The sequence below is a fragment of the Pseudoalteromonas sp. MEBiC 03607 genome (assembly GCF_004792295.1).
Lineage (GTDB): Bacteria > Pseudomonadota > Gammaproteobacteria > Enterobacterales > Alteromonadaceae > Pseudoalteromonas > Pseudoalteromonas lipolytica_C.
On sequence record NZ_SRRY01000001.1, the window covers coordinates 642,476 to 665,070 of the forward strand.

The 22,595-nt window shown below is 41.5% G+C and carries 25 protein-coding genes; 12 read left to right on the forward strand and 13 right to left on the reverse strand.

The features are described from left to right. Positions 1-179 precede the first annotated feature (179 nt). Positions 180-2,462 carry a penicillin acylase family protein gene (locus E5N72_RS02885; RefSeq protein WP_135923152.1) on the forward strand — a complete coding sequence of 761 codons (2,283 nt, stop codon included), beginning with the start codon at positions 180-182 and terminating at the stop codon, positions 2,460-2,462. Here E5N72_RS02885 and E5N72_RS02890 read toward each other — a convergent pair. Then, on the reverse strand, positions 2,455-3,555 hold the full coding sequence (locus E5N72_RS02890; RefSeq protein ID WP_206769074.1) for a GGDEF domain-containing protein: 1,101 nt from the start codon (positions 3,553-3,555) through the stop codon (positions 2,455-2,457). The two genes, E5N72_RS02885 and E5N72_RS02890, sit on opposite strands and share 8 nt — an antisense overlap. A gap of 258 nt (positions 3,556-3,813) precedes the next feature. Between E5N72_RS02890 and E5N72_RS02895 the strand changes: the two genes are divergently transcribed. Further along, a complete protein-coding gene (locus E5N72_RS02895; RefSeq protein ID WP_135923153.1) occupies positions 3,814-5,346 on the forward strand; it encodes a carbon-nitrogen hydrolase family protein in 1,533 nt (510 codons plus the stop codon). Further along, positions 5,346-5,663 (forward strand): multidrug efflux SMR transporter, encoded by a 318-nt coding sequence (locus tag E5N72_RS02900; RefSeq protein WP_135923154.1) that lies wholly within the window; start codon positions 5,346-5,348, stop codon positions 5,661-5,663. Before E5N72_RS02895 ends, E5N72_RS02900 begins: the two co-directional genes overlap by 1 nt. Positions 5,664-5,703: 40 nt before the next feature. On the opposite strand, the gene E5N72_RS02905 is transcribed toward E5N72_RS02900, so the two are convergent. Then, on the reverse strand, positions 5,704-6,582 hold the full coding sequence (locus tag E5N72_RS02905; RefSeq protein WP_135923155.1) for a DMT family transporter: 879 nt from the start codon (positions 6,580-6,582) through the stop codon (positions 5,704-5,706). A gap of 234 nt (positions 6,583-6,816) precedes the next feature. On the opposite strand from E5N72_RS02905, the gene E5N72_RS02910 reads away from it, so the two are divergent. Beyond that, a complete protein-coding gene (locus E5N72_RS02910; protein ID WP_135923156.1) occupies positions 6,817-7,200 on the forward strand; it encodes an MAPEG family protein in 384 nt (127 codons plus the stop codon). Between the two features lie 79 nt (positions 7,201-7,279). Here the strand turns inward: E5N72_RS02910 and E5N72_RS02915 are convergent, their stop codons facing one another. From E5N72_RS02915 to E5N72_RS02925, 3 genes are all read right to left on the reverse strand, one after another. Then, positions 7,280-8,485: a M56 family metallopeptidase gene (locus tag E5N72_RS02915; RefSeq protein ID WP_135923157.1), complete on the reverse strand. Its 1,206-nt coding sequence runs from the start codon at positions 8,483-8,485 to the stop codon at positions 7,280-7,282. A 9-nt stretch (positions 8,486-8,494) separates the two neighbouring features. Beyond that, positions 8,495-8,869 (reverse strand): BlaI/MecI/CopY family transcriptional regulator, encoded by a 375-nt coding sequence (locus tag E5N72_RS02920; RefSeq protein WP_054554650.1) that lies wholly within the window; start codon positions 8,867-8,869, stop codon positions 8,495-8,497. Positions 8,870-8,937: 68 nt separating this feature from the next. After that, entirely contained in the window at positions 8,938-9,624 is a 687-nt protein-coding gene (locus E5N72_RS02925; protein WP_135926211.1) for a pseudouridine synthase, read from the reverse strand. An 80-nt stretch (positions 9,625-9,704) separates the two neighbouring features. Here E5N72_RS02925 and E5N72_RS02930 point away from each other — a divergent pair, with 80 nt between their 5' ends. Next, positions 9,705-10,010 carry a DUF6482 family protein gene (locus E5N72_RS02930; RefSeq protein WP_063528566.1) on the forward strand — a complete coding sequence of 102 codons (306 nt, stop codon included), beginning with the start codon at positions 9,705-9,707 and terminating at the stop codon, positions 10,008-10,010. Positions 10,011-10,057: 47 nt separating this feature from the next. Beyond that, positions 10,058-10,471 (forward strand): GNAT family N-acetyltransferase, encoded by a 414-nt coding sequence (locus E5N72_RS02935; protein WP_135923158.1) that lies wholly within the window; start codon positions 10,058-10,060, stop codon positions 10,469-10,471. Here the strand turns inward: E5N72_RS02935 and E5N72_RS02940 are convergent. From E5N72_RS02940 to E5N72_RS02975, 8 genes are all read right to left on the reverse strand, one after another. Then, on the reverse strand, positions 10,464-10,823 hold the full coding sequence (locus E5N72_RS02940; protein ID WP_135923159.1) for a HopJ type III effector protein: 360 nt from the start codon (positions 10,821-10,823) through the stop codon (positions 10,464-10,466). The genes E5N72_RS02935 and E5N72_RS02940 overlap by 8 nt on opposite strands. A 9-nt stretch (positions 10,824-10,832) precedes the next feature. After that, entirely contained in the window at positions 10,833-11,807 is a 975-nt protein-coding gene (locus tag E5N72_RS02945; protein WP_135923160.1) for a retroviral-like aspartic protease family protein, read from the reverse strand. A 262-nt stretch (positions 11,808-12,069) separates the two neighbouring features. Further along, a complete protein-coding gene (locus E5N72_RS02950) occupies positions 12,070-12,780 on the reverse strand; it encodes an HAD-IA family hydrolase (protein ID WP_135923161.1) in 711 nt (236 codons plus the stop codon). A 12-nt stretch (positions 12,781-12,792) separates the two neighbouring features. Then, entirely contained in the window at positions 12,793-13,746 is a 954-nt protein-coding gene (locus E5N72_RS02955; protein ID WP_135923162.1) for a tyrosine recombinase XerC, read from the reverse strand. Beyond that, entirely contained in the window at positions 13,743-14,354 is a 612-nt protein-coding gene (locus tag E5N72_RS02960) for a DUF484 family protein (protein ID WP_135923163.1), read from the reverse strand. Before E5N72_RS02960 ends, E5N72_RS02955 begins: the two co-directional genes overlap by 4 nt. Next, on the reverse strand, positions 14,351-15,181 hold the full coding sequence (gene dapF / locus E5N72_RS02965) for a diaminopimelate epimerase (protein WP_135923164.1): 831 nt from the start codon (positions 15,179-15,181) through the stop codon (positions 14,351-14,353). The genes E5N72_RS02960 and dapF overlap by 4 nt, the downstream gene beginning before the upstream one ends. 64 nt (positions 15,182-15,245) lie before the next feature. Continuing rightward, complete coding sequence (gene lysA, locus E5N72_RS02970; RefSeq protein ID WP_135923165.1) at positions 15,246-16,499, reverse strand: diaminopimelate decarboxylase; 1,254 nt, start codon at positions 16,497-16,499, stop codon at positions 15,246-15,248. Further along, positions 16,500-16,679: a lipoprotein gene (locus E5N72_RS02975; protein WP_130050045.1), complete on the reverse strand. Its 180-nt coding sequence runs from the start codon at positions 16,677-16,679 to the stop codon at positions 16,500-16,502. It lies immediately after the preceding gene. 148 nt (positions 16,680-16,827) lie between these two features. Here E5N72_RS02975 and cyaY point away from each other — a divergent pair, with 148 nt between their 5' ends. The 6 genes from cyaY to E5N72_RS03005 are packed head-to-tail and all read left to right on the forward strand — an operon-like array spanning position 16,828 to position 22,576. Continuing rightward, positions 16,828-17,151, forward strand: coding sequence for an iron donor protein CyaY (cyaY, locus tag E5N72_RS02980; RefSeq protein ID WP_036974421.1), 324 nt, complete (start codon positions 16,828-16,830; stop codon positions 17,149-17,151). After that, entirely contained in the window at positions 17,148-17,804 is a 657-nt protein-coding gene (locus tag E5N72_RS02985) for an alpha/beta fold hydrolase (protein ID WP_135923166.1), read from the forward strand. Before cyaY ends, E5N72_RS02985 begins: the two co-directional genes overlap by 4 nt. A 24-nt stretch (positions 17,805-17,828) precedes the next feature. Next, the gene (locus tag E5N72_RS02990; RefSeq protein ID WP_135923167.1) at positions 17,829-18,689 is read left to right on the forward strand and encodes a DUF2914 domain-containing protein; all 861 of its coding nucleotides are present in this window, start codon (positions 17,829-17,831) and stop codon (positions 18,687-18,689) included. Between the two features lie 29 nt (positions 18,690-18,718). Next, positions 18,719-19,657, forward strand: a complete 939-nt coding sequence (gene hemC, locus E5N72_RS02995; protein ID WP_135923168.1) for a hydroxymethylbilane synthase — start codon at positions 18,719-18,721, stop codon at positions 19,655-19,657. Position 19,658: 1 nt separating this feature from the next. Next, positions 19,659-21,470, forward strand: coding sequence for a uroporphyrinogen-III synthase (locus E5N72_RS03000; RefSeq protein ID WP_135923169.1), 1,812 nt, complete (start codon positions 19,659-19,661; stop codon positions 21,468-21,470). Then, entirely contained in the window at positions 21,467-22,576 is a 1,110-nt protein-coding gene (locus E5N72_RS03005) for a heme biosynthesis HemY N-terminal domain-containing protein (protein ID WP_135923170.1), read from the forward strand. Before E5N72_RS03000 ends, E5N72_RS03005 begins: the two co-directional genes overlap by 4 nt. The last annotated feature ends 19 nt before the right edge of the window (positions 22,577-22,595 follow it).

Here is a 22,595-nt window from a genome sequence, read left to right on the forward strand (position 1 = left end):
TTTTTACTATTTAATTACTATAGACAATTTACCTTGTAATTAACAATGGGGACTTTGATATGTAAGTTATTTGTCTGTGGGTCGTTTTCTCAGTTCAGTGATCATTATTTTGTATGAATACACTATTTTTTCACAAAACTTAGGTTAATATAGTGTTACTTTAGCTAAGGGAAGCAAGCATGTTTAAGATAATCAAATGGTTACTAGTCGCTTCACTCATCATCGCACTATTGGCAACAGGCCTCATCTATGGGGTGTTGAATCTAAGTTTGCCAGCACTTGATGGTCGAGGACAAAGTAATGCAATTACTCACTCAGTGAAGATTGAGCGTGATGCTTTGGGGCAAGCTGTTATTAGCGCTCAAAATCGCTTAGATGCTGCTTATGCGCTTGGTTTTGCGCATGGCCAAGACCGATTTTTTCAAATGGATTTATTGCGCCGTAATGCGGCGGGTGAATTAAGTGAGCTGTTTGGTAAAGCTGCGTTAGAGCTTGATAAAAAAATGCGTTTTCATCAATTACGTCAGCGTAGCCAGTTTTTAGTTGAGCAACTACCTGCTGCAGATAAGACGCTACTTAAAGCCTATGCTAATGGCGTGAACGAAGGTTATGCGCAATTGGGTTTTGATAGCTTTGAATACATATTAACAGGCTCGAGTGCTCAACCTTGGCAAAGCGAAGACAGTTTGTTGGTTATTTTTAGTATGTACTTAGACTTACAAACAGCAACATTTGAACGAGATAAAACGCTGATAGAAATTGAGCAGCTTTACGGTAAAGACATGGTTGACTTTATTACCCAGCCAAGCCCTTATCAGGCTGCACTTGATAATAGTCAGTTACCTGCATACGGTGCAGGGATCCCTGCTTTAAACAAGTCATCATGGGTAATCAACGATATTCTCGACCGAAAAGAATTAGGGAGTAATAATTGGGCCGTTACAGGGCAGTTAACTAAAACGGGCGCTGCAATGTTATCTGATGATATGCACCTTTCTTTTGCGGTGCCAATCATTTGGTATCGCGCTCAACTCAATTATCCTGTTGATGGTCAGATGCAGCAAATTACCGGTGTATCATTGCCGGGAGCACCGGCAATTGTGGTTGGTACAAATAATAAAATCGCGTGGGGTTTTACCAATGGTTATTTAGATACCGCCGATTGGGTAGCACTTGAGAGTAAAGAGAAAACGTGGCAAATAGATGAACCCATTTTACTTAATGATGGCAAGGTTGAAAATTATGCTTTGACAATGAGTGAGTATGGTCCCGTTAAAGAAATTAATGGCAAACCCTATGCTTTAAGTTGGGTTGCTCACCATGATTATGCCGTTGATATGGACTTATTAAAGCTTGAAAGTGCAAAAACGGTTGATGATGCGCTAGCTATTGCTGCAGACGTTGGTATTCCGGTACAAAACTTAATGGTGGTCGATGATAAAGGCAATGCTGCATGGAAAAATATGGGAGCAGTGCCTGCACGTAAAGTGCCTCATCAACTGGCTGTGTCTGAACAAGCTTACTCTGCAGCTTGGCATGAGAATGAAACGGATCGTCCCTTTGTAAAAAATCCTGAGAGCGGTCGTTTATGGACTGGTAATTCTCGGGTTGTTTCGGCTAAAGATGATGAGCGATTTGGTAATGGTGCATACGCGATGGGGGCAAGATCAGCACAAATTCGCGATCGTTTATTTGAAAAGCAGCAATTTACCGAGCAAGATTTTTATTCATTACAGCATGATAACGAGGCGCGCTTTTTAGCACCATGGCATCAATTACTGGTTAAACAGCTTAGCACTGCAGGCGATAAATATGCGCTGTATTTAAAAGAGCTAAAAAACTGGCAGGCGTGTGCTTGTAGCGACTCAATTGGTTACACCTTAGTAAAACGTTACCGCAGTGAAGTGATTAATAGCTTATTTAGCCCATTAGAAAATAAGCTAAAAGAGCTCGACAGTAGTTTAAAGCCAGTTAAGCGAGATTTAGAGCCTGCCGTTTGGCAGCTTATCGAAGCGCAGCCTCAAACATGGTTAAACCCTGATTATGCAAACTGGCAACAGCAAATGGTAGGAGCCTTTGACCGCGTAATTACTAAACTTACAGAGCAGTACGGTAATAATCTACACAGTTGGCAATGGGGTAAGGTCAACGAATTAGTCATTGAGCACCCGTTTGCCAAGCAAATACCGGCACTTAAAAGCTTATTAAATATGCCTACAGCTCCTGGCTTTGGCGATACCTTCATGCCAGCAGTCCAAGGTCGTAGCTTTGGCGCTTCACAGCGTTTTATAGTACAACCAGGCCATTTAGATAAAGCGATTATGGCGATACCTGGGGGTCAATCAGGGCATCCGTTGTCGGAGTTTTATCGAGCTGGATTTGACGACTATGTGAGTAACGGTTTAACTCCTCTATTACCACAAGAGATTATTCATAGTATTCGTATTGATGCGGTTAACTAACCGCATCAATATCATCGAAAGTAGGGTTGGAACCTTTCGCGACAGTGGTTTGATTTCGACCCAAGTGTTTACTTTGATACAAGGCCGTATCAGCATGTTGTAGCATTTTTTCTATCGGTGCAAGAGGCTGCCACTCGATTAAACCAAAGCTCATAGTGATTGTTAAATCAGGGAAATCGGGATGGGCATCAAGCTCGGCTATCTGTTGACGAAGCGCTTCTATTTTAGCAAAAGCTTGCTGCTCATTAGTATTTGTAAGTATCAATAAAAACTCTTCACCTCCCCAACGAACAGCAATATCATCCTCACTGATAAAGTCACTAATTAGTTTTGATACATTTATTAAGATGGTGTCACCTTTATCATGACCAAAGGTATCATTAATACTTTTGAACCTGTCAATGTCAGCCATAACCATACATAGATTGGCATCTTGCTCGATGCTCTTTTTATGTGCCATTGAGATGAGCTTTTTCGCAAACCGTCGGTTGTATAATTTTGTTAATGGATCTCGAGCGGCCATCTCGGTGAGCTCAACGCGTTGTGAAAGCGTAATTTCACGAATAAGCCCCATCCCATACACCATAGGTAATCCGGCAATGATGATGTTTATCACATTGATATATGGAAGGAGTTCAGGATAAGCGAAACCATAGGTTACGTCTGAGAAAAATAAATACAACGAAGCAAAGGTAGCAATCATTAACAAGCTGTATGTTGCAGCCCATTTAAAAGTAAGCTGGTAATCAATCATCAAAATACACGACACAGTCCATAAATAGAACTGAAACCCAGCACCTAAGCCAAGAGTTGCGCAGACAATAACTGCATGAATAAGCACTTCGAGGCAAAACACCCTCAAAGCAAGAGAGGTTAAGCCTTGCTTTATAAGGAAAATACCACTGCCCCAAGCAAATACACTTAAAATGTTAACTATAGCGAGCATGTTCGCGCCAATGTGCGCGAAAGCGGGGATTAGTAAAGCATGTACAGCTAATGCGAAATAGGCAATTTTAGTAATAATAAGAAACTTTACATGCTCTATTTCTTCTAATCCAGACTGTTTGGTTTGTCTTAGTAAATGTTTTATCAAACCAACCTCATACACACTTACAGGGAGAAATTAAAGTATAGATGATTATTTGAACAATGCGGCAGTGTTGTCAGGTGCTTTTAGTAACAGCACAATAAAATTTTTGTATAATGCTAATTAAAGCCTTGTTCACCTGCAGTTTGCTAAGTTTAAGGCTTGGCAGAGCTCATAATTGATGCCACTCTAAATAAAACCAATCTAGAAACATGAGAATATCTTGTTTTATTGATTATCCTCTCGTGCCTAAAAGGAGTAAGTATGCCGGCGGAAAAAACGCATTTAGCGATCTGTAATTTAACTAAAGAGCAGTATCCACAAATCAAAACTCTCATGGATCAAGCGTATCCGGGGCTCGGTGGTGCTTGGCCAAGTCACACTATTTTTAGGTTAATAGACCAGTTTCCGGAAGGGCAAATAGGCATTGTTGATGACGGTGTTTTGGTCGGAATTGCGCTTAGCGTACAGGTTGATTACGGACGCTTTTCTAACCCACATACTTATGAAGACATTGTTGATGGTCACGACCGTGTATTTAGTGACCCTGAAGGTGATGCTTTATATGGTTTAGATGTGGTCATTTCATCGACTCACCGAGGTATGCGACTTGGTCGTCGTTTATACGATGCGCGAAAAGAGTTGTGCCGCCAGTATAACTTACGGGCCATTTTAGCAGGTGGGCGAATTCCGCGTTATTACAATCATAGTGCAGAGATGACTCCGATGGAGTACATCGAAAAAGTTGACCACAAAGAGCTGTACGATCCGATTTTAAGCTTTCAGCTATCTAATGATTTCCAAGTAAAACGTCTACTTAAAAAGTATCTTCCTGAAGATCAGGAATCTGTTGGTTATGCCACTTTACTAGAGTGGAATAACATTATGTTTGAGCCGACTGATACGGTACTTGAGTCGACCAAATCAATTGTGCGCGTCGGTGCTGTACAGTGGCAAATGCGCTGTGTTGAGTCTGTTGAAGAGCTGCTTAAGCAAGTGGAATATTTTGTTGATACGGTATCAGATTATAAGAGTGACTTTATTCTGTTTCCGGAGTTTTTCAATGCCCCGTTAATGGGACTCACTGAGCAAAGCAATCAAACCGAAGCAATTCGCTATCTGGCCGAATACACAGAAACATTCCGTGATGCTATGTCGCGTATGGCGGTTGAATACAATGCCAATATTATCACCGGTTCTATGCCGCTTGCTGAAGACGACAAGATTTATAATGTCAGCTATTTGTGCCACCGCAGCGGTAAAATTGATGAGCAGCGCAAAATTCATATTACGCCCCATGAGCAAAATGACTGGGTGATCCAAGGCGGTGACAAAATTGCCGTATTTGAAACGGATGCGGGTCGTGTCGGTATTCAAATTTGTTACGATGTTGAGTTCCCTGAGCTGTCACGTATTCTCGCTAAACAAGGGCTGGATATTTTATTTGTACCATTTTGGACAGATACCAAAAACAGTTACTTACGTGTTCGTCATTGTGCCCAAGCACGCGCAATCGAAAATGAATGTTATGTTGTGATTGCAGGCTCTGTTGGTAACTTACCTGAAGTAGAGAGTTTAGACGTACAATACTCGCAATCGGCAGTGCTTACGCCATCAGATTTCTCATTCCCGCATGATGCGACCTTGAATGAAGCAACACCGAATACTGAAATGTTGTTATTCAGTGATTTAGATATGGATAAACTGAAAATCCTTCACAGTGAAGGTACGGTAAGAAACTTAAAGGACCGCCGTGAAGATCTGTATGACGTGATCTTGAAAAAGCGAGAGCAATAATGGCGTGGCTGTATTTAATTGTCGCAGGACTGTTAGAGATTGGTTGGCCAGTCGGCCTTAAAATGTCTCAACAGCCAGATAGTCGCTGGTTAGGTATTGCAATAGCTGTCGCCTTTATGGTCGCCAGTGGGGTTATGTTGTGGTTAGCGCAAAAGGATATTCCGATGGGGACATCCTATGCGGTATGGACAGGCATAGGAGCCGCAGGCACCTTCTTGGTTGGTATTTTATTTTATGGTGATGCTGCCACATTTGGCCGCATTGCCGGAGTACTTTTGATAATTAGTGGTGTAATAACCCTAAAGATTAGTCATTAAAAAAGCGGCATAGCCGCTTTTTTAATGACTAGGAATAAGCCTAATTGGGTAGCATTACCAGAATCGCTGCCAATGCAATTAACACAAGCCCCGCCGTGTCTTGGCGTTTTAACGGCTGTTTTAGCCAAAGAATCGATACCATAATGGTAAAAAATACTTCAATTTGCCCCAGTGTTTTTACATAAGCAACATGCTGCAAGCTCATGGCGCTAAACCAACCGATGGAACCTAAACAGCTACACACACTAACAGCGGTCGTGGTGCCTTTGTGATGCCACATTTTGTTAAATGTATCGCGCTCTTTGAGGGCAATATAAACGCACAGCATCAACGTTTGTAAGCTGATAATCAGTACCAATACCCAAGCCGCCGAGTGTGGGAAAGTCAGCCCTGAATTTAAGCTTGCTTCGCGGATCCACGACGATGAAAGAGCAAATGAAGTACCGCAAGCAAGCCCAAGAAGTGCAGTGCCTAAATTAAAGTGTTTAACATTCGCGATGCCACTTAATAGCAATACCGCAATTGCACCAATAAATACCCCAATCCAGCCTAGTAATGATAGTGCGGAGCCAAAAAACATAACACCTAAAATAGCAGCCATCAGCGCTTCACTTTTGGCAAGCCCAGCACCGACTGCAAAGTTATTCATTTTAAATAGTTTTACCATCAAGCCTGTGGCAACGATTTGGACGATACTGGCGCCAACAATGTAGCCAATAAAAGCCAGATTAAAGTCAGGAAGTGCAGCGTCTTGGTATTGATAAAGTGCAAATAAATAAAGGGCAGCAATCGGGCTGGCAACAATAAAGCGGGCAAGCGTCACCCCTGCAACACTCACTGTTGCACTGAGTTTACTTTGCAGAGCATTGCGCCATGACTGCATAAACGCTGCAAAAATAGTTAAGAAAATCCAAGTCATATTGAAAATATATTAATGGGGGGAGGCAATTAGAGTATCAAAACCAAAGTATTAGGGCATTAGCTTATCGACCAACTTGAGAAAAACTCAGCTGTGACAATATGTCGCAGGGCTTTTAAGTAATCATTAGGCTATAGTGACAATGATGCTATTGCTAGCCGTTGCTTTTAGAAGTAGCGGCTTTTTTTTGTTTGCTGTAGGGTAAGCTATTACAGTTAAAAATAAGGAAATATCATGACAACACTGATTATCTGCGCACTCATCGCAGTACTCATACCTTATTTAGCTAAAGCCCCCGTGGCTTTTGCACAAAATAAGCTAGCAGGCTACGACAATAAGCACCCTCGCGAACAACAAGCAAAACTAACCGGCTTTGGTGCTCGTGCATTAGCAGCACATCAAAATAGCTTTGAATCGCTGATTATTTTTGCAGTAGCGCTGGCGGTGGTAATCGGTAGTAATAATATCTATCAGGTGACTGAAACCCTTGCGATTGTGCATGTTATTGCTCGCGTTCTGTACTGTATTTTCTACTACATAAACCAAGATATATTGCGATCATTAGTCTGGTTTATTGGTTATGTTTGCGCTGTGGCGATGATCGCTCTTTGCCTCTAGTTACAAAGCAATGAGTTAAAAACCACAAAGCAAGCGGCTTAAATAAGGCGCTTGCTTTAGGGTCTTAAGTTGCTACAGCTTATTTAGAACTGACTTTAACTTTCTCAATTAAATCCTTAGCTTGATAGTTTTCGTCTAAGGCAAAATCGAGTTGCACTAGGGCGTTTTTAAAGCCAGATTCAGATGGCGCATATTGCCATTGTTTTAATGCTCTTTTCGCTTCTCGATTGAAAACATCTTCAGGCTCTGCACTTACCACACTAATATTGCTGGTGGCGCCGCTTGGTAAAATATCGTATTTCAAAACGACTGAACCGCTAATGCCTTGCTCCGCAGCTTGAATTGGGTATATCGGTTCTACGCGCATAACCGCTTGATAGTCTTTTGTCTTTTCAACTGACATTGGCTGTTTTGCAATGGCAAAGCTGCTAAGCATGCCCGCTGTAAAAATAACTAATGCTGTTTTTGCGATAAATGAGCTGTTGTCGATCTGCTTTATTTGATTTAGACGTTGTAACATGGTGTTTTTATCTCCGTATTGTGAATAAGCCATTAAGCCTGTTCTGCTAAAGCTTGCACAGTGCACTAATGCCTTACTGTATAAAATTCGTTGCTCTGTCGATTTATTTTTGAGTACCTGCTCATCACATGAAAGCTCTTGAATACGGCGCAGGCTTGCATAGCCAAGCCAAGCGATTGGGTTAAACCACTGCAAAATAGTGGCACTCAAAGCAATGGCATTAATCAGATTGTCTTTACGTTTAATGTGCACAGATTCATGCTCTAAAATAAGCGCTAAAGCATGGTTATCGTAGTGGCTTTGGTAGTTTGTAGGCAGCACTAGCTTGGTATTTATAACGCCTACAACCATAGGTGAGCTCACCTGTTTGCTTTGGTATAAGCGCATACTTTGGCTGTTGTGATGAACAACCGTAATTGGCTCTAGTTGCAGTTTCGCTAAAAAACGATAATGAAAGTACACGGCAGTGATCAGCATAGTAGCCGTAATAAAGCCATAAATAGCGAACCACGTTAGCGTAAATTGCGGCATTATTGCTGTGTTTGGCGTAATGGTCAGCTTACTGATAAAGTCGTTTTGTATCGGCTTTAAGTGATTTGGCAGGTTCGCTAACAGTAAGCTAATAGGTAGTAATGCCCACAGCGTATAAACCAAGCGCGCTGATAACTGGCTCAATAATTTTCGCTCTAGCAGCAATAAAAACAAAATTGCAGATGAGATCAAAAGCTGTTGTTCTAACAGCCAATTAAAAAATGCATCTAACATAACAAAGCCTTACTTTTGCTGTTTTTCCCAATCATCAATGACCTTTTTTAGCTCATCAATATCATGTTGTGAGAGTTGCTCTGATTTAGCAAAACCGCTCACCAATGGCGCAATACGGCCATTAAAAAAGCGTTCAATAAAACTTTGGCTTTCTTTTAATGTGTATTCTTCACGGGCAATACAAGGGGTGTAGTTATATTGGCGACCTTGTTTCTCGAAGCTTAGTGCGCCTTTTTTAACTAAACGGCTTAGTAGCGTTTTAATTGTTTTTTCGTGCCATTCTTTATCGTCACTTAAACGTGCAATTACTTCACTAGCCGTGGCTGGGTAGCCAAGCCATACCGCATCTAATACTTCGAATTCAGCTTTAGAAAGTTCAATCATTTTTATGCCTACAGATGTAATCTTTAATTAAAGATTACACGTGTAATCAATTAATGCAAACTTTTTTGTTAGAGAATGTCACTTTTTTTGATACTGACTATCTGTCCTTCGGGCAAATTTAACGTGGTTAGTGATAGCTGTGCGATATCTGTGCGGAAAAGGTCGATGACTTTATAGCCACAAAAACGTGCCATTTTACGTATTTGCCGGTTTAAACCTTGTTTTAATACGATGCAAAACTGCGTTTCGTTGACTTGGGTTACTTCACAAGGGAGGGTTATTTGTTTATCTACTGGCACACCGTTTGCCATTTTTTGACAAAAATAACTATCGAGAGGTTTATCTACGGTGACTAAATAGCGTTTGGGTTGATGGTAATCAGGGTGGATCAGTTGATTACAAAATTCACCGTCATTGGTCAAAATTAACAACCCACGAGAGTCCTTGTCGAGCCGGCCAATTGGATAAACCCGAGTGGTTTTAGGCAGGCTATGGATAAGGCTTGCTGGGTCTGCAGCATTTAATTTGCAATCTATACCAACAGGCTTGTGATACGCAAAGTAGGTGAGTGGTGCTTTAGTTGAAATTTTTTCGCCAAGCACAATTACATCATCTTGTTCATCAACATGATCTATATGATTTGCAGCACGACCATTTACTGTTACCTCACCTTGGTCAATCAAGCGCGATGCTTGCTTTCGTGAGCAGACACCTGCATGGGCAATAAATTTGGCGAGTCGCACTTTTTCAGTCATGGATGCTTTTTGTACAATTAATTTGATCACAGTATACCAAAATCACGTATAAATAGTTCCACCACCAAAGAGGAACGCACATGCCTATCAAGTTATCAGAGCTTGCAGATCATCAGCCACTGCAAAAAGTTATCCTTCATTCGTTGGAAATGGCGCTGTATCAAGTGTCTGTGGTAATTAATAACGTTGAGTATTATGTTACTGATGAGAAAGGTGAATTTATACGAGATCTCAGTCCGTTGCATATTCAAAAGCGCCTAGATCATTTAAGTTACGGTGATATGGTTTTACGCCACACCAGTGCTTATGACGAAATGTGCGGTCAGCCAGAAAAATTGGCCAGCAATATGCTCGAAGTACCCTATGGTAAGAACCACTTATACTGATTAACGAGATAAGCGTATACTGAGTCATAACATTTTATAGGTATGCTATGTATCAATTAAAAAGTGATGACTCAGCTGACTTAAATAACCAGCTAAGAGAACATGTTGTTGCCTACAATGCGGCACATTTTAATGCTGAACGTATCCCCGTTGGTTTCAAGTTTGTTAATAAGCATAACACCGTTGTGGCGGGTATTCATGGCCAAGTATTTGGTAACTGGCTGCTAATTAGTTGGCTTTGGTGTGATGATAAAACGCGTGGTAAAGGGCTTGCAACCCGCTTACTAACGGAATTAGAGAGCAAAGCTAAAGCGCTTGGCGCAAACACTGCACAACTCGATACACTCGATTTCCAAGCCAAACCCTTTTACGAAAAAAACGGCTACCAAGTTAAATATGAAATGAGTAATTACCCACTCGATGGTTGCCGTTATTTTATGGAAAAATCTTTGTTTACTTAGCTTTCAGTACTTCTTGCTCGGTAAAAGTAACTCCTAAAAAAGGAGTTGCTTCAGGAGCAAGCATAAAGGTGCGAATGTTCATGTGGTCTTGCCCTTCAGGATTCTTCAGCACATCATCACGATAAAACGCGCCAAAACAATCTAGGGTATTTTGTTTGCTTAGTTGGTTAAGTTTTGCAAAGGCGAAAATTTTACATGAGCCATTATTTTCATTTGCTGCACTTATCAATCCATGATTGTTAAAGCCACTAGGAGTGAAATGGTAGTTACTCTCTATCACAGCCATTGTATCCTTAAACTCTAACTGCTGTGGCGTGTTAGCTAATTTCGATAAGAAATCGTTAAGTGTCATTACCTGTCCTTAATAGTTATCTTTTATCAACTCTAACTCATTCACTTGTTGATTGATATTAAACTTAAAATTCTCTAAGAAGTTCATACCTAGCAAACCATAACTGCCATGACTTTTAAGTACTAGAACATCGAAGTTATAGAGCCGCTGTTGACCGATTTGAAAAGAGTGTACTTGATAATGCTGCGCTTCAACGAGTCCATTTGCGGTATTTACTTGCATAGTACCAAGATAATGGGCGGGTTCTTTTAGTTGTTCTAGCAGTGATTGCGTTAATACCGTAAAGCTTGCGCCAGTGTCTATCATTAGCTTAGCGTCGGTATCGTCATTGATTATGCTATTAACTAAATAATGTGAGCCATGTGGGATGAGAGGCACAACCTCAACCCCTGCTAATGCTTGCTGTATCAAACGATATAATTCGTCAGCTTCTTGCTTATGCTCATGGTTTTCAGGAAGTTGCTCAAGCGCAATTTGGCTTGCGACTAAGTCACCTAGGTGAAAATAAGCCTGCGCTTGAACTAATAAATAAAAGGTGTTTTGCGGCATATAATCTAGCCATTGTTGGCTGTGATTGAGAAGTTCTTGCCAGTTTTGTTCTTCAATCAATGACTCTGCTTTTAACTTTGTTAGCTCCGAAATTCTCTTCGCGAATCGCGCTTGCTTACTTTTTCCAAGCTGATTATGTAAAGCCATTAAACTAATAATTCCCTGTTGAACATGGCCCTGATTGATCATTCGTTTTGCATCGAGTTCTAACATTGATACATCATAAGGGTGACTATTCAAAAAGGCAGTTAAAAATTGCTCGCTAAGTTCGTCATCATGGTGGGATAGCCAAGACTCAAGTTGCTGTTGCCAAGCACGCTTTAATTGCAGTGCAAAGCTTGGGTTATTTTCTAAAAGTTGCGTGTACTCAAGAACTGCTTCATCAAATAGATTATTGCGAAATAAGGCGACTGCATGTTGAAACTTCTCTGGCAACCTCGTTACTTTACTGGGCTTTATAACAGTGTTTTTTTCAGTTAGCTTCTCAGCTGATCGTTTATAATTATCATATTGCCATAGGAAATAGCCATTAAGGCTAAGAGAGCACACGAGTAGTAACTTTAGTAGATAATTCACTTGTGCCTTCGCCTTACTTAACTAATTAATTTTCCATACGAGAAGTCTAGGCACATTTAAATTTAACACTGCCATGTATCTTCCATACTTTATTAAGCATAAAACAAATTACAAAAATTGGTTACTTTTTAACTAAATGATTCAATAAAAAGATATCGTTAATTTCGATGTCAGCTAATCCCTTGTATTTGTAATTTGCTGCCTGATTATTCAACCAAACACTTTGACAGCCAGCGTTATTTGCACCTTGAACATCTGTGTCGAGACTATCGCCAATATGCAAAATCTCTTTGTGAGCTACATTTAGCTTTTCTGCTGCAATGTCGAATAAGCCGGGATGGGGCTTCGCTTTACCATGAGGGCCTGCCTGTAAGACAAGTTCGAATACCCCTTTGAGGTTAAACTTGTCGACTTCGACATTGCCATTGGTTATTGCTATTAAGCGAAATTGTTTGCTGAGAGCTTTTAATAGCTCTAACACTTCTTTTGATACAGTAATTTGGCTGCGGGCATCTGCAAATGCTTGATAGGCGTTGTTAGCATGTTGTTGTGCTAAATCATTTTTAAACCCCAGATCGTGCATGGCATAGAGTAGTGCCGCACGTCGCCAGCGAGTCACATCGTCAATGAGGCTTGGATCTAGCGCTAAGGCTTTGTCACGACAATAAAGCCAATACTGCGTGTCATTAGTTGGCCATTCTGGCAGCTTTGCTAAATAATCAGCTTGCGCTTGTAAAGCTGATTTTATAATCGGATGGTTGTTATAAAGTGTGTCATCTAAATCAAAACTTAAAACATTAACAGGTGATAAAGCACGGTTAAAACGGATCATAATTACTAAGTATTACTCTGGAGTTGAGCGCTTTTTAGCGCGTGGATGAGTGTTATCATAAACTTTGGCTAGATGCTGAAAATCAAGGTGTGTATACACTTGTGTTGCCGATAAACTGCTGTGCCCTAATAGTTCCTGAACGGCACGTAGATCACCAGACGATTCTAAAATATGCGAAGCAAATGAGTGGCGAAGTTTATGTGGATGAACTTGCGAGCTGATCCCTTGTTTTATTCCCCACTCTTGCATACGGAGGCGAACTTGACGAACTGAAATGCGTTTTTTTTGGCTGCTTAAAAAAATAGCCGTTTCATCTGGGTGTGCAAATTGTGGACGAATTTTTAACCAAGATTTTAAAGCGTTTAATGCTTTGCTACCTACAGGCAATAAACGCTCTTTATTGCCTTTACCACGCACTAAAATTTCACCTTCAGTGGTGTTTATATCTTGTATGTTAGCGCCAACTAACTCGCTAATCCTTAACCCTGATGAATACATCAATTCCATCATGGCTTTGTCACGTATTGTTAGTGGTTCTTCACCTTCTAGTTCTAATAGCTTTGCCATTTGATCAACGTCTAAATTTTTAGGCAATGGCTTGGAAAACTTTGGCCCTTTTATAGCCTCAGCTGGGTTATGGTAGTGAACGTGATTTTCAATCTTTTTAGTTTTAAGAAACTTGTAGAGGCTACGAATGCAACTAAGCTTTAAGCTAATTGTGCGGCCACTCAGTTGTTTGCCTCGTAGTTGCATACTGTAACGGCGAATATGCTCACCTTGAACAGCAAACCAGTTTTCACAGAGTTTACTAAAGTATAATGCTGCAAAGCCTAATTGACTTGTGTATTGGTTGACTGTGTGTGCTGAGTATTGCTTTTCGTAGCGTAAATAATCTGCAAAAAGTTGGATAGGTGTGCGCCAAGCATCACTTAATTCATCAATATTTGGCGTCGTCACATCGCTCATGCAAGTTCCAATAACCGCAGTTGCAATGAGCGAACAAACTCAAGTACGAAAAAGCTATCTTTAGCGGGCTCAAAGTGGTTTACATCATGACTACCAAACGCCAATATGGCGACAGGATGTGCGGTGTTTCCGATCAGGTAAAGGGCAGTTGACTGTATTGAACCAGAAAATAGTAAATCGCATTCTTGTTGGTTGATACGACCTAAATAAATGCCATCGTTTTGTAGTCGATGAGTTATTAAATCATCAAACTTCTTTTCATATTTCACTAAGTGACATTCATTAATTAGTGGGTTGGTACATATAATGTTACGCAGATTGATGGCGAGCGTTTTAAAGTCGTAATTAGTCCATAGTTGGCGATGACATTCGCTGAACAGGCGGTAGATTAATTCGTTTTCTTTTGCTTGCTCAAGAAGTTGATCAATCTTATTTTTCAAAAATGTATTATGTTCACGGAGCTGGCGCTGTTGAATATGAACCAGTGAGGTTGCTCCAGCAGCTTGTTGATGCAGTTCAATGTCAGCGAGTAACTCTGGCTGTTTAATGAAAAAATCAGGGTTTTCAGTTAGGTATTGTGCAATTTGTTGTTCTGTTAGTTTGCTCATAATGCCACTTGTCCATCAAAAACATGTTCAGCAGGGCCAGTCATTCTTACTGGATGTCCTTCACCTTGCCAGCGAACTTGCAAGCTTCCACCGGGTAAATCTACTTGCACTGTGTTGGCAAGCTTATTTTGTACTTGACCAATAACGACAGCTGCACAGGCACCTGTTCCACATGCTAAGGTTTCGCTTACACCTCGCTCCCAGACTCTAAGTTTAATATGATCTTGAGAAATTACCTGCATAAAACCAACATTGGCTCGTTGTGGAAAACGCTCGTGATTTTCAAGCAGTGGCCCTAAAGTGTTCACTTCGGCGGTATGAATATCATCGACTTCTAACACGCAATGTGGATTACCCATAGAAACTGCACCACTGAAAACCGTGTGCTCTTCTGTGCGGATGATATAGGTCAACTCACGTTTACTGGCTTTTAATGGTATTTTGTTTGGTTCAAAGTTTGGGTGGCCCATGTTGACTGTAACTTGGCCATCTTTTTCAATGTATAAAGTCAAGTTACCTGATTTAGTTGAAACCGAAATTTTATGCTTGTTAGTGAGACCTTTCATGCGCACAAAACGGGCAAAACAACGAGCGCCGTTGCCACATTGTTCTACTTCGTTACCGTCAGCATTGAAAATTCGGTAATGAAAATCTAAATCGGGAGAATAAGGGGCTTCAACCATGAGTAGTTGGTCAAAGCCTATGCCGAAATGGCGATCTGCCAGTTTCTTTATTTGGTCACGAGATAAGAAAACATTTTGAGTGATGTTATCAATAACGACAAAGTCATTACCTAGGCCGTGCATTTTTGAGAAATTAACTAACATAACGCTCTAATTCAGGATTGCTCTGAGCTAATCATGCCACAGAGCTGCCCGGTTATAAAAACGTTTATGGTAAAATTTTCTCGCCTTGCCATAGGCTTTCTAAGGTTTCACGTTGACGAATTAAATGACTTTGTTGGCCATCCACCATAATTTCCGCAACACGAGGGCGCGAGTTATAGTTTGAGCTCATGGTAAAACCATATGCGCCTGCACTGCGCTGTGCCAGTAAGTCGCCTGCTTGAAGTGCTAGTTGACGATCTTTACCTAAGAAGTCTCCGGTTTCACAAACTGGGCCTACAATGTCGTAGTTGTGAGTTGGCGTATCATCTTCACGAGGTTCAACCGGCACAATATTTTGCCAAGCCTGATAAAGAGATGGGCGAAGCATATCGTTCATACCCGCATCAACAATAGCAAAATACTTGCCTTGGTTTTGCTTAATAAACTCAACTTTGGTGACTAATATGCCGGCGTTGGCAGCAATTGCACGGCCAGGCTCAAAAATTAGTTCCAAGTCTTGATAATCAGCTAAGCGTGCGGTGATTTTGTCTACATATTCACTTGGGTGAGGTGGCGTTTCGCCGTTATAAGGCACACCCAATCCGCCACCAATATCAAGGTGTGAAAGTGTTATGCCAACGGCTTTTAATTCTTCGATAAGAGTTAGTACTTTTTCAAGTGCAGCTAAAAAAGGTTTAATTTCTGTTAGCTGTGAACCAATGTGGCAATCGACACCGGTAATTTTTAAACCCGGTAATGATGCCGCATGTTGGTAAACTGTCACTGCAGTTTGAATATCAATACCAAATTTATTCTCTTTTAAACCTGTTGAGATATAAGGATGCGTTTTAGCATCAATATCAGGGTTTACACGAATCGAAATAGGTGCCACAAGGTTTAGTGACGTCGCCACCTCAGAAATACGCTCTAGTTCTGCGACAGATTCAACGTTAAAACACTTGATCCCCAATTTAAGTGCATACGTTATTTCATCAGCGGTTTTTGCAACGCCAGAAAATACCACTTTACTGGCATCTCCACCTGCTTCGATAACGCGTGCAAGCTCACCTTTCGACACGATGTCAAAGCCAGAGCCAAGACGGGCTAAAATATTGAGCACGGCAATATTTGAGTTGGCTTTTACAGCATAACACACCAAGCTTTTATGTGACTTTGCTGCATCAGCAAAGGCACGGTAATGGCGCTCAAATGTTTTACGCGAATAGATATAACACGGTGTACCGTATTGTTCTGCCAGCTCTTTGACAGCGATGTCTTCAGCGAACAGCTGATTATTATTGTAGTTAAAAAAGTCCATCTATTGGTCCTGTTTTTGCTCTGGTTGTTCGGATGGATCAGCCTGTGGCTGAGATTCTTTAGGCTGTGCAGTATCATCTGGTAGATAAAGAGCACCACTTTGTCCACATCCTGCTAGGGTTAGAAGTAGGGCGCTAAGTGGTAAGATTGTTTTTAATTTTTGGCTATGAGTCTCTTTCATTAGATTAATACGATTGCTGGCTTTATAATCGCAGAGTAACAGAATATTTAAAAAATGCAGCTATTCGCGGATGAATTTATTCCTGTTACACTTGTTGTACACAATCTGCCCCCAGATCTAGGCTTAAAGCCAGTTAAAGGACATTAAAATGACTGATCATGAATACCACACACTAGCCGATGCATTAATGCTAACTATTGAAGAGCAAATCGATGAATGTGATGCCGACTTAGATTATGAATCAGCGTCAGGTATTTTAGAAATCATCTTCCCAGATCGCAGTAAAATAGTGATCAACAAGCAAGCACCACTTCATCAAGTGTGGGTTGCGACGAAATTTAATGGTCACCATTTTGAACTACGCGATGATAAGTGGATTGATAACCGCTCGGGTGCTGAGTTTTGGCAATTTATGTGTGATGCAGCAACACGTCAAGCGGGCCAACCTATTGAGTGGCGCTCAGAGCTATGAGTTTAGAGTTTGTCGAATACCCAGCACAGAGTGACCACAAAGCAACTGTTATTTGGTTACATGGGTTAGGTGATTCTGGTGATGGTTTTGCGCCAGTTGCACCACAGCTAGCACTTCCAGCTGAGCTTGGGGTGCGTTTCGTATTTCCGCATGCACCTGTGCAACTGGTCACCATTAATGGTGGTATGGCAATGCGCTCTTGGTACGATATTAAATCGATGGATTTAGATAAACGTGCTGATGAACAAGGTGTGCGTGACTCGGCTGCAAAAGTGGCTGAGCTTATTGACCAAGAAATTGCAAAAGGGATTGCTGCAAACAAAATTATTCTTGCAGGTTTTTCGCAAGGAGGGGTGGTATCGCTACACTTAGCGCCGCGACTCGATTATAAATTAGCGGGTGTAATGGCACTATCAACTTACATGTGTGTACCAGCTAAATTAGCCGATGAAACCAAGCAACAAGGGTTAAATATATTTATGGCGCATGGTCGATTTGACGATGTGGTACCGCATAGCGCTGGCAGGCAAGCATTTACTGTACTTAGCGCTAATAACATGGAAGTAAGCTGGCAAGACTACCCGATGGCGCATCAAGTTTGTGGTGAAGAACTTATGGCTATCCGTGAGTGGTTAATTGCTCGCCTGAGTTAATTTTTGGTTGTGAAGGGGCCAAACATGACAAAAAAAATTGTAATAACAGCTAACATGAATGCTGAAAAATCAGAAAGCCGCCTAGAAACGGTCACTTATCAGTGGCACTGGCGACGCATATTTATGGTTAGCAGTGTGATTTTTGTCGCACTGGCAGCTGTTATCTATAGTTTTGTTGGTGCTGTTAATGCCGAACAGGCTGAAACCGATGAGCAAAGAGCTGAAGCAACGGGTACTGTTATGCAACAACCTACAGCAGCTGACACTGTATCGCCAAGCGAACTTGAGCCTGCTTCACCTCAACCGCAAGAACCTGCTATTCAAGTCGTCGAGCAAAAGCAGGATGTAGAAGCGCCTTCTGATGAGCAGCCATTAACCTCTGACTTAGAAACAGAAACGACAGCGCAAGCAGAGGCTATTGATGAAGCTTCGCCGGTACTTGAAGAAGAAAACCGCGACGAACCTATCGTCATCGCTAAAAATTCTGATGTTCAACAGCAATTTTCTCAGTCTGCTCATATTGCTAGCTTAGCGATTGGCGCTAAAATAGATACAGATAAAGTTAGTAGAGCGGTATTAACAACCGATGTTGTTGATCGAGAACCAGTCAACGTTCTAAAAAACGATGTAAAATTATCGGAAATAACGCAAAGCTTAAGCTTTTTTAGTGAGCTTAAAAATATGCAGGGACAAACTGTTCGTCATCAATGGTATTACCAAGGCACTCAGCTTGCATCTATTGAATTAGCAATAACTAGCCCGCGTTTTCGAACCTACTCAACCAAAAACATCATGCCAGAGCAACTCGGCGAATGGCGGGTAGAAGTGGTGGACGCGCAAGGTACTTTACTTGCGCAAAAAGAATTTAGACTTTTAGCTGATTAATTTCGGCCAGATAAACAATTGGAATTTTCATGACTCAGACAACAAAACGCGTTCGTATCGCTACACGTAAAAGTGCGCTTGCTCTATGGCAGGCCGAATTTGTAAAAGCACAGCTAGAGCACTTTCATGACGATGTGACGGTTGAACTTGTTCCTATGTCGACGCAAGGGGATATTATCTTAGATACACCGCTGGCTAAAATTGGTGGTAAAGGCTTATTTGTAAAAGAATTAGAACAAGCCATGCTAGATGGTCGAGCAGATATTGCTGTGCACTCGATGAAAGATGTGCCGGTTGAGTTTCCTGAAGGCTTAGCGCTTCATACTATCTGTGAGCGTGAAGACCCTCGTGATGCATTCGTATCAAATAACTACAAAAGCTTAGACGAGTTACCGCAAGGTGCTATTGTTGGTACATCGAGCTTACGTCGCCAATGTCAAATTCGCGAAGCGCGTCCTGATTTAGATATTCGTGATTTACGCGGTAACGTTAACACTCGTTTAGCTAAGCTTGATGATGGTCAATATGATGCAATTATTCTTGCTGCTGCAGGTTTAATTCGTTTAGAAATGCCAGAGCGTATTACGGCATTCATTGAACCTGAGGTTTCATTACCTGCCAATGGTCAAGGTGCTGTCGGCATTGAGTGTCGTGTAGATGATGAAGTAACAAAAGCGCTGCTAGCACCACTTGAGCATACAGAAACACGTATTCGTGTTAATGCCGAGCGTGCCATGAACCGCCGTTTAGAAGGCGGCTGCCAAGTACCTATTGGTGCTTTTGCGTTGGTTGATGGTGAACAAGTGCATTTACGTGGTTTAGTTGGCGCAATTGATGGAAGTCAAATGCTACGTGATGAAGTTTCTGGCCCTGTTAGTGACGCTGAGCAGCTAGGTATTACACTTGCTGAAAAGCTACTTGCGCAAGGTGCAGATAAAATTTTAGCAGAAGTATATAGAGACGCTTAACATGCATATATTGATAACTCGTCCAGAAGGGAAAGGCACTGAACTTGCGCTTGCGCTTCAGCAGGCGGGTTATCGAGCAACCCAGTGTCCAGTGCTTACCCTTGATTATCTTACCCCAAGTAGTAGTGAGCTCTCACCACTTGAGAATGCTGATAAGATCATTTTTATCTCGCAGGATGCTGTTCATGCATTGTTAAAGCTCACACCCACAATTAATAAAGCAGCACAACTTTATGCCGTTGGACAGCAAACGGCAGATGCAGTGTATGAAGCCTTTGGGCGTCGAGCTGCAGTGCCGAAAAACTATGACTCAGAGGGCTTGCTCGAGTTAAAAACTCTACAAGATGTAGAGTTGGATAATATTGTTTTGGTTAAAGGTGAAGGTGGGCGCACAACGATAGCGAAAACCTTAAAACAACGTGGGGCACTTTTAAATCAGCTCGTGGTATACAAACGAACTGCAATCGAGAGTGAACCAGGTAAGTGGATGGACCACTGGCAAACAATTGATGTAGAAGGTATAGTCATTACCAGTAATGCAGCTGTTGACGCCATTTTTAATGGTCTCAATGAATCGCAGTTAGCATGGTTAAAAGCGCGACAATTTTATGTTGCCAGCGAACGTATCGCTGATTATTTAAAACAACAAAATGTAGCAAGAACGCAGATACACATTGCTGCAGGGGCAAGCGATAGTGCTATGTTCGCCTGTATTGATAAGCAAGGTAGCAAAATGAGTGAAGCAGATTTAAAACAAACCACAAAGCCAGCCAGCGCTGAGCCTGCCAAAAAAGCACCTGCAGCTAAACCAGCAGCAGTTCAGCACAAAAGAGGGATAAGTAAAACAGGGAGCTTGGCTTTACTCATTTCACTCCTTGTTGCCTCGGCTGTGGGATATGAGTTTTATCATAAACTTAATGGCGATCAACAATCTACTCTTGCTATTAATGAGCTGACAACAGAAAACCAACGTTTACAGCAACAGCTTGATGCGGTGAAAAGTGCCCAGCAAACATTGCAGCAATCGCTATTTAATACTGAACAAAAAGTTACTGATGCGCTGAATGAAAGTGCTGAACAAACGCAGCAGCAGCTGCAAGCGGCTTTAAAGCGTGCCGAGCAGCAAACTTTTACACTTAATCCGCAAGAAGTCACAAGCTTGCAGCGTATGGCTGAGTTTAAACTCTGGGCTGAGCACGACTACCAAGGTGCTGCTGCTGTATTATCTCGTTTAGATAGCTTGCTTGCTGAGCATCCTGGAACAGGGGCTATTCGCCAAGCAATTCATCAAGATTTGCAAACATTAAATGCCATTGAGCCAGTTGCTGTAGAAGCCATTTATTTAAAGCTGCACGGTATCAATCAGCAAGTGACTGAGTTGGCATTTAATGCTATTTCTCTACCTGAAGAAGTAAAACAAGAAGATCCAAATCAGCTTAGTGAAAACGTCAGTGAGTGGCGTCAAAACCTTGCAAAATCTTGGCAGCAATTTAAAGACTTCTTTGTCACAGTTCGTACCCGTGAAGACATGGTTGTTGCGCCATTTTTAAGTGAACAAGAGCGCCATTTAGTAAAACAACGCCTAAGTTTATATATCGCACAAGCGCAAGACGCCGTATTAACAAAACAAAGCAGTGTGTACTTTAGTGCAGTTGATGCAGCGCATGACTTAGTGAAAGATTACTTTAAACAAGATGATGCAGTCACTAAAGCGGTATTAACTAGCTTAACTTCACTTTCAAAAGAGCAACTCGATTTCAGCCCTAAAGTGTCACTGCAAAGTACTGAGCAGGTGAAGGAGTGGGCACAATGATCCGCTTCTTATTGATAATCATCGCTATTGCAGCTTGCTTAGGAATAGCCCCTTTTTTTATTGATCAAAAAGGCTATGTGCTTATTGCTTTTAACAATACCACGGTTGAGGGCACTATTTGGGGCGTCACTGCGTTAGTTTTGTTGGCTTTTGCTGCGATATTCTTGTTTTATAAATTGGTGCGTTATTTGTGGTCTTTGTATAGCCATACGCGACATCGTTTTTTTGCTCGAAGTGAAGAACGCAAACATGCTGCGATTGAACAAGGTATATGGAGTTTAATCAATAACGATTACACTGAGCTTGAGTTAGCACTTGAAAATAATAGTGTGGCAGAGCAATGGAATGATGTGCGTTATGCTTTACTTGCCAAAGCAGCATTGGCAAATAACAACCGTGAACAAGCAATTAGTTACCTTGATAAAATCAGTCAAGACAAGCAGCTAAAAGTAGCTAACTTATGGGTTGCAAGTGGTGAGACGAGTACTATTTTTGCTGACCTTAAAGCCTTGGCAGAGCGTAAAAAAGCCTCTAGCTTAGAACTTAAAATGTATGCTCACGTCCTGATGCAAGAGAAAAAGTGGTCGGCGCTTAATGAATTTATGCCTCGCTTATTACGTAGAAAAGCACTTTCAGATAACGAATGGCGTCAGCTATTTGACCATTATTTTTCTGCGCAACCTAGCAGTGAGCTAACAACACGTTATGAGCAATTAGCCAAGAACTTAAAGCCGTTAGCTGAAGTGAGCTATTTTTCAGCTATGGCGCGCGTGGGTGATCTTAATAAAATTGAGCTAAGCTTAATCAAAATGCTAAAAAAACCACTTCAGCATAAAGATTTAGCACGTATTTTACGAGCTAGTACGGCGGGTGATGCACTCAAACTGCAAACAAGCTTGCAAGATATATTAAAAAAAGACACCGAAAATACAGACCTGCTTTTAGCCTTAGCGTGTTTAGCAAATGCTCATGGCCAGTACGACTTAGCTGCACGAGTATTTGATAAAGCGCTTAATGCAGATAATCGCGACGAGTATTTGCAGCAAGCAGTGCTAAGCTATAGTAAAAGTGCTCAACCAGATAAGGCCCTGGTACTGTATCAGTAATTTTGGCTTAGCCTGCACA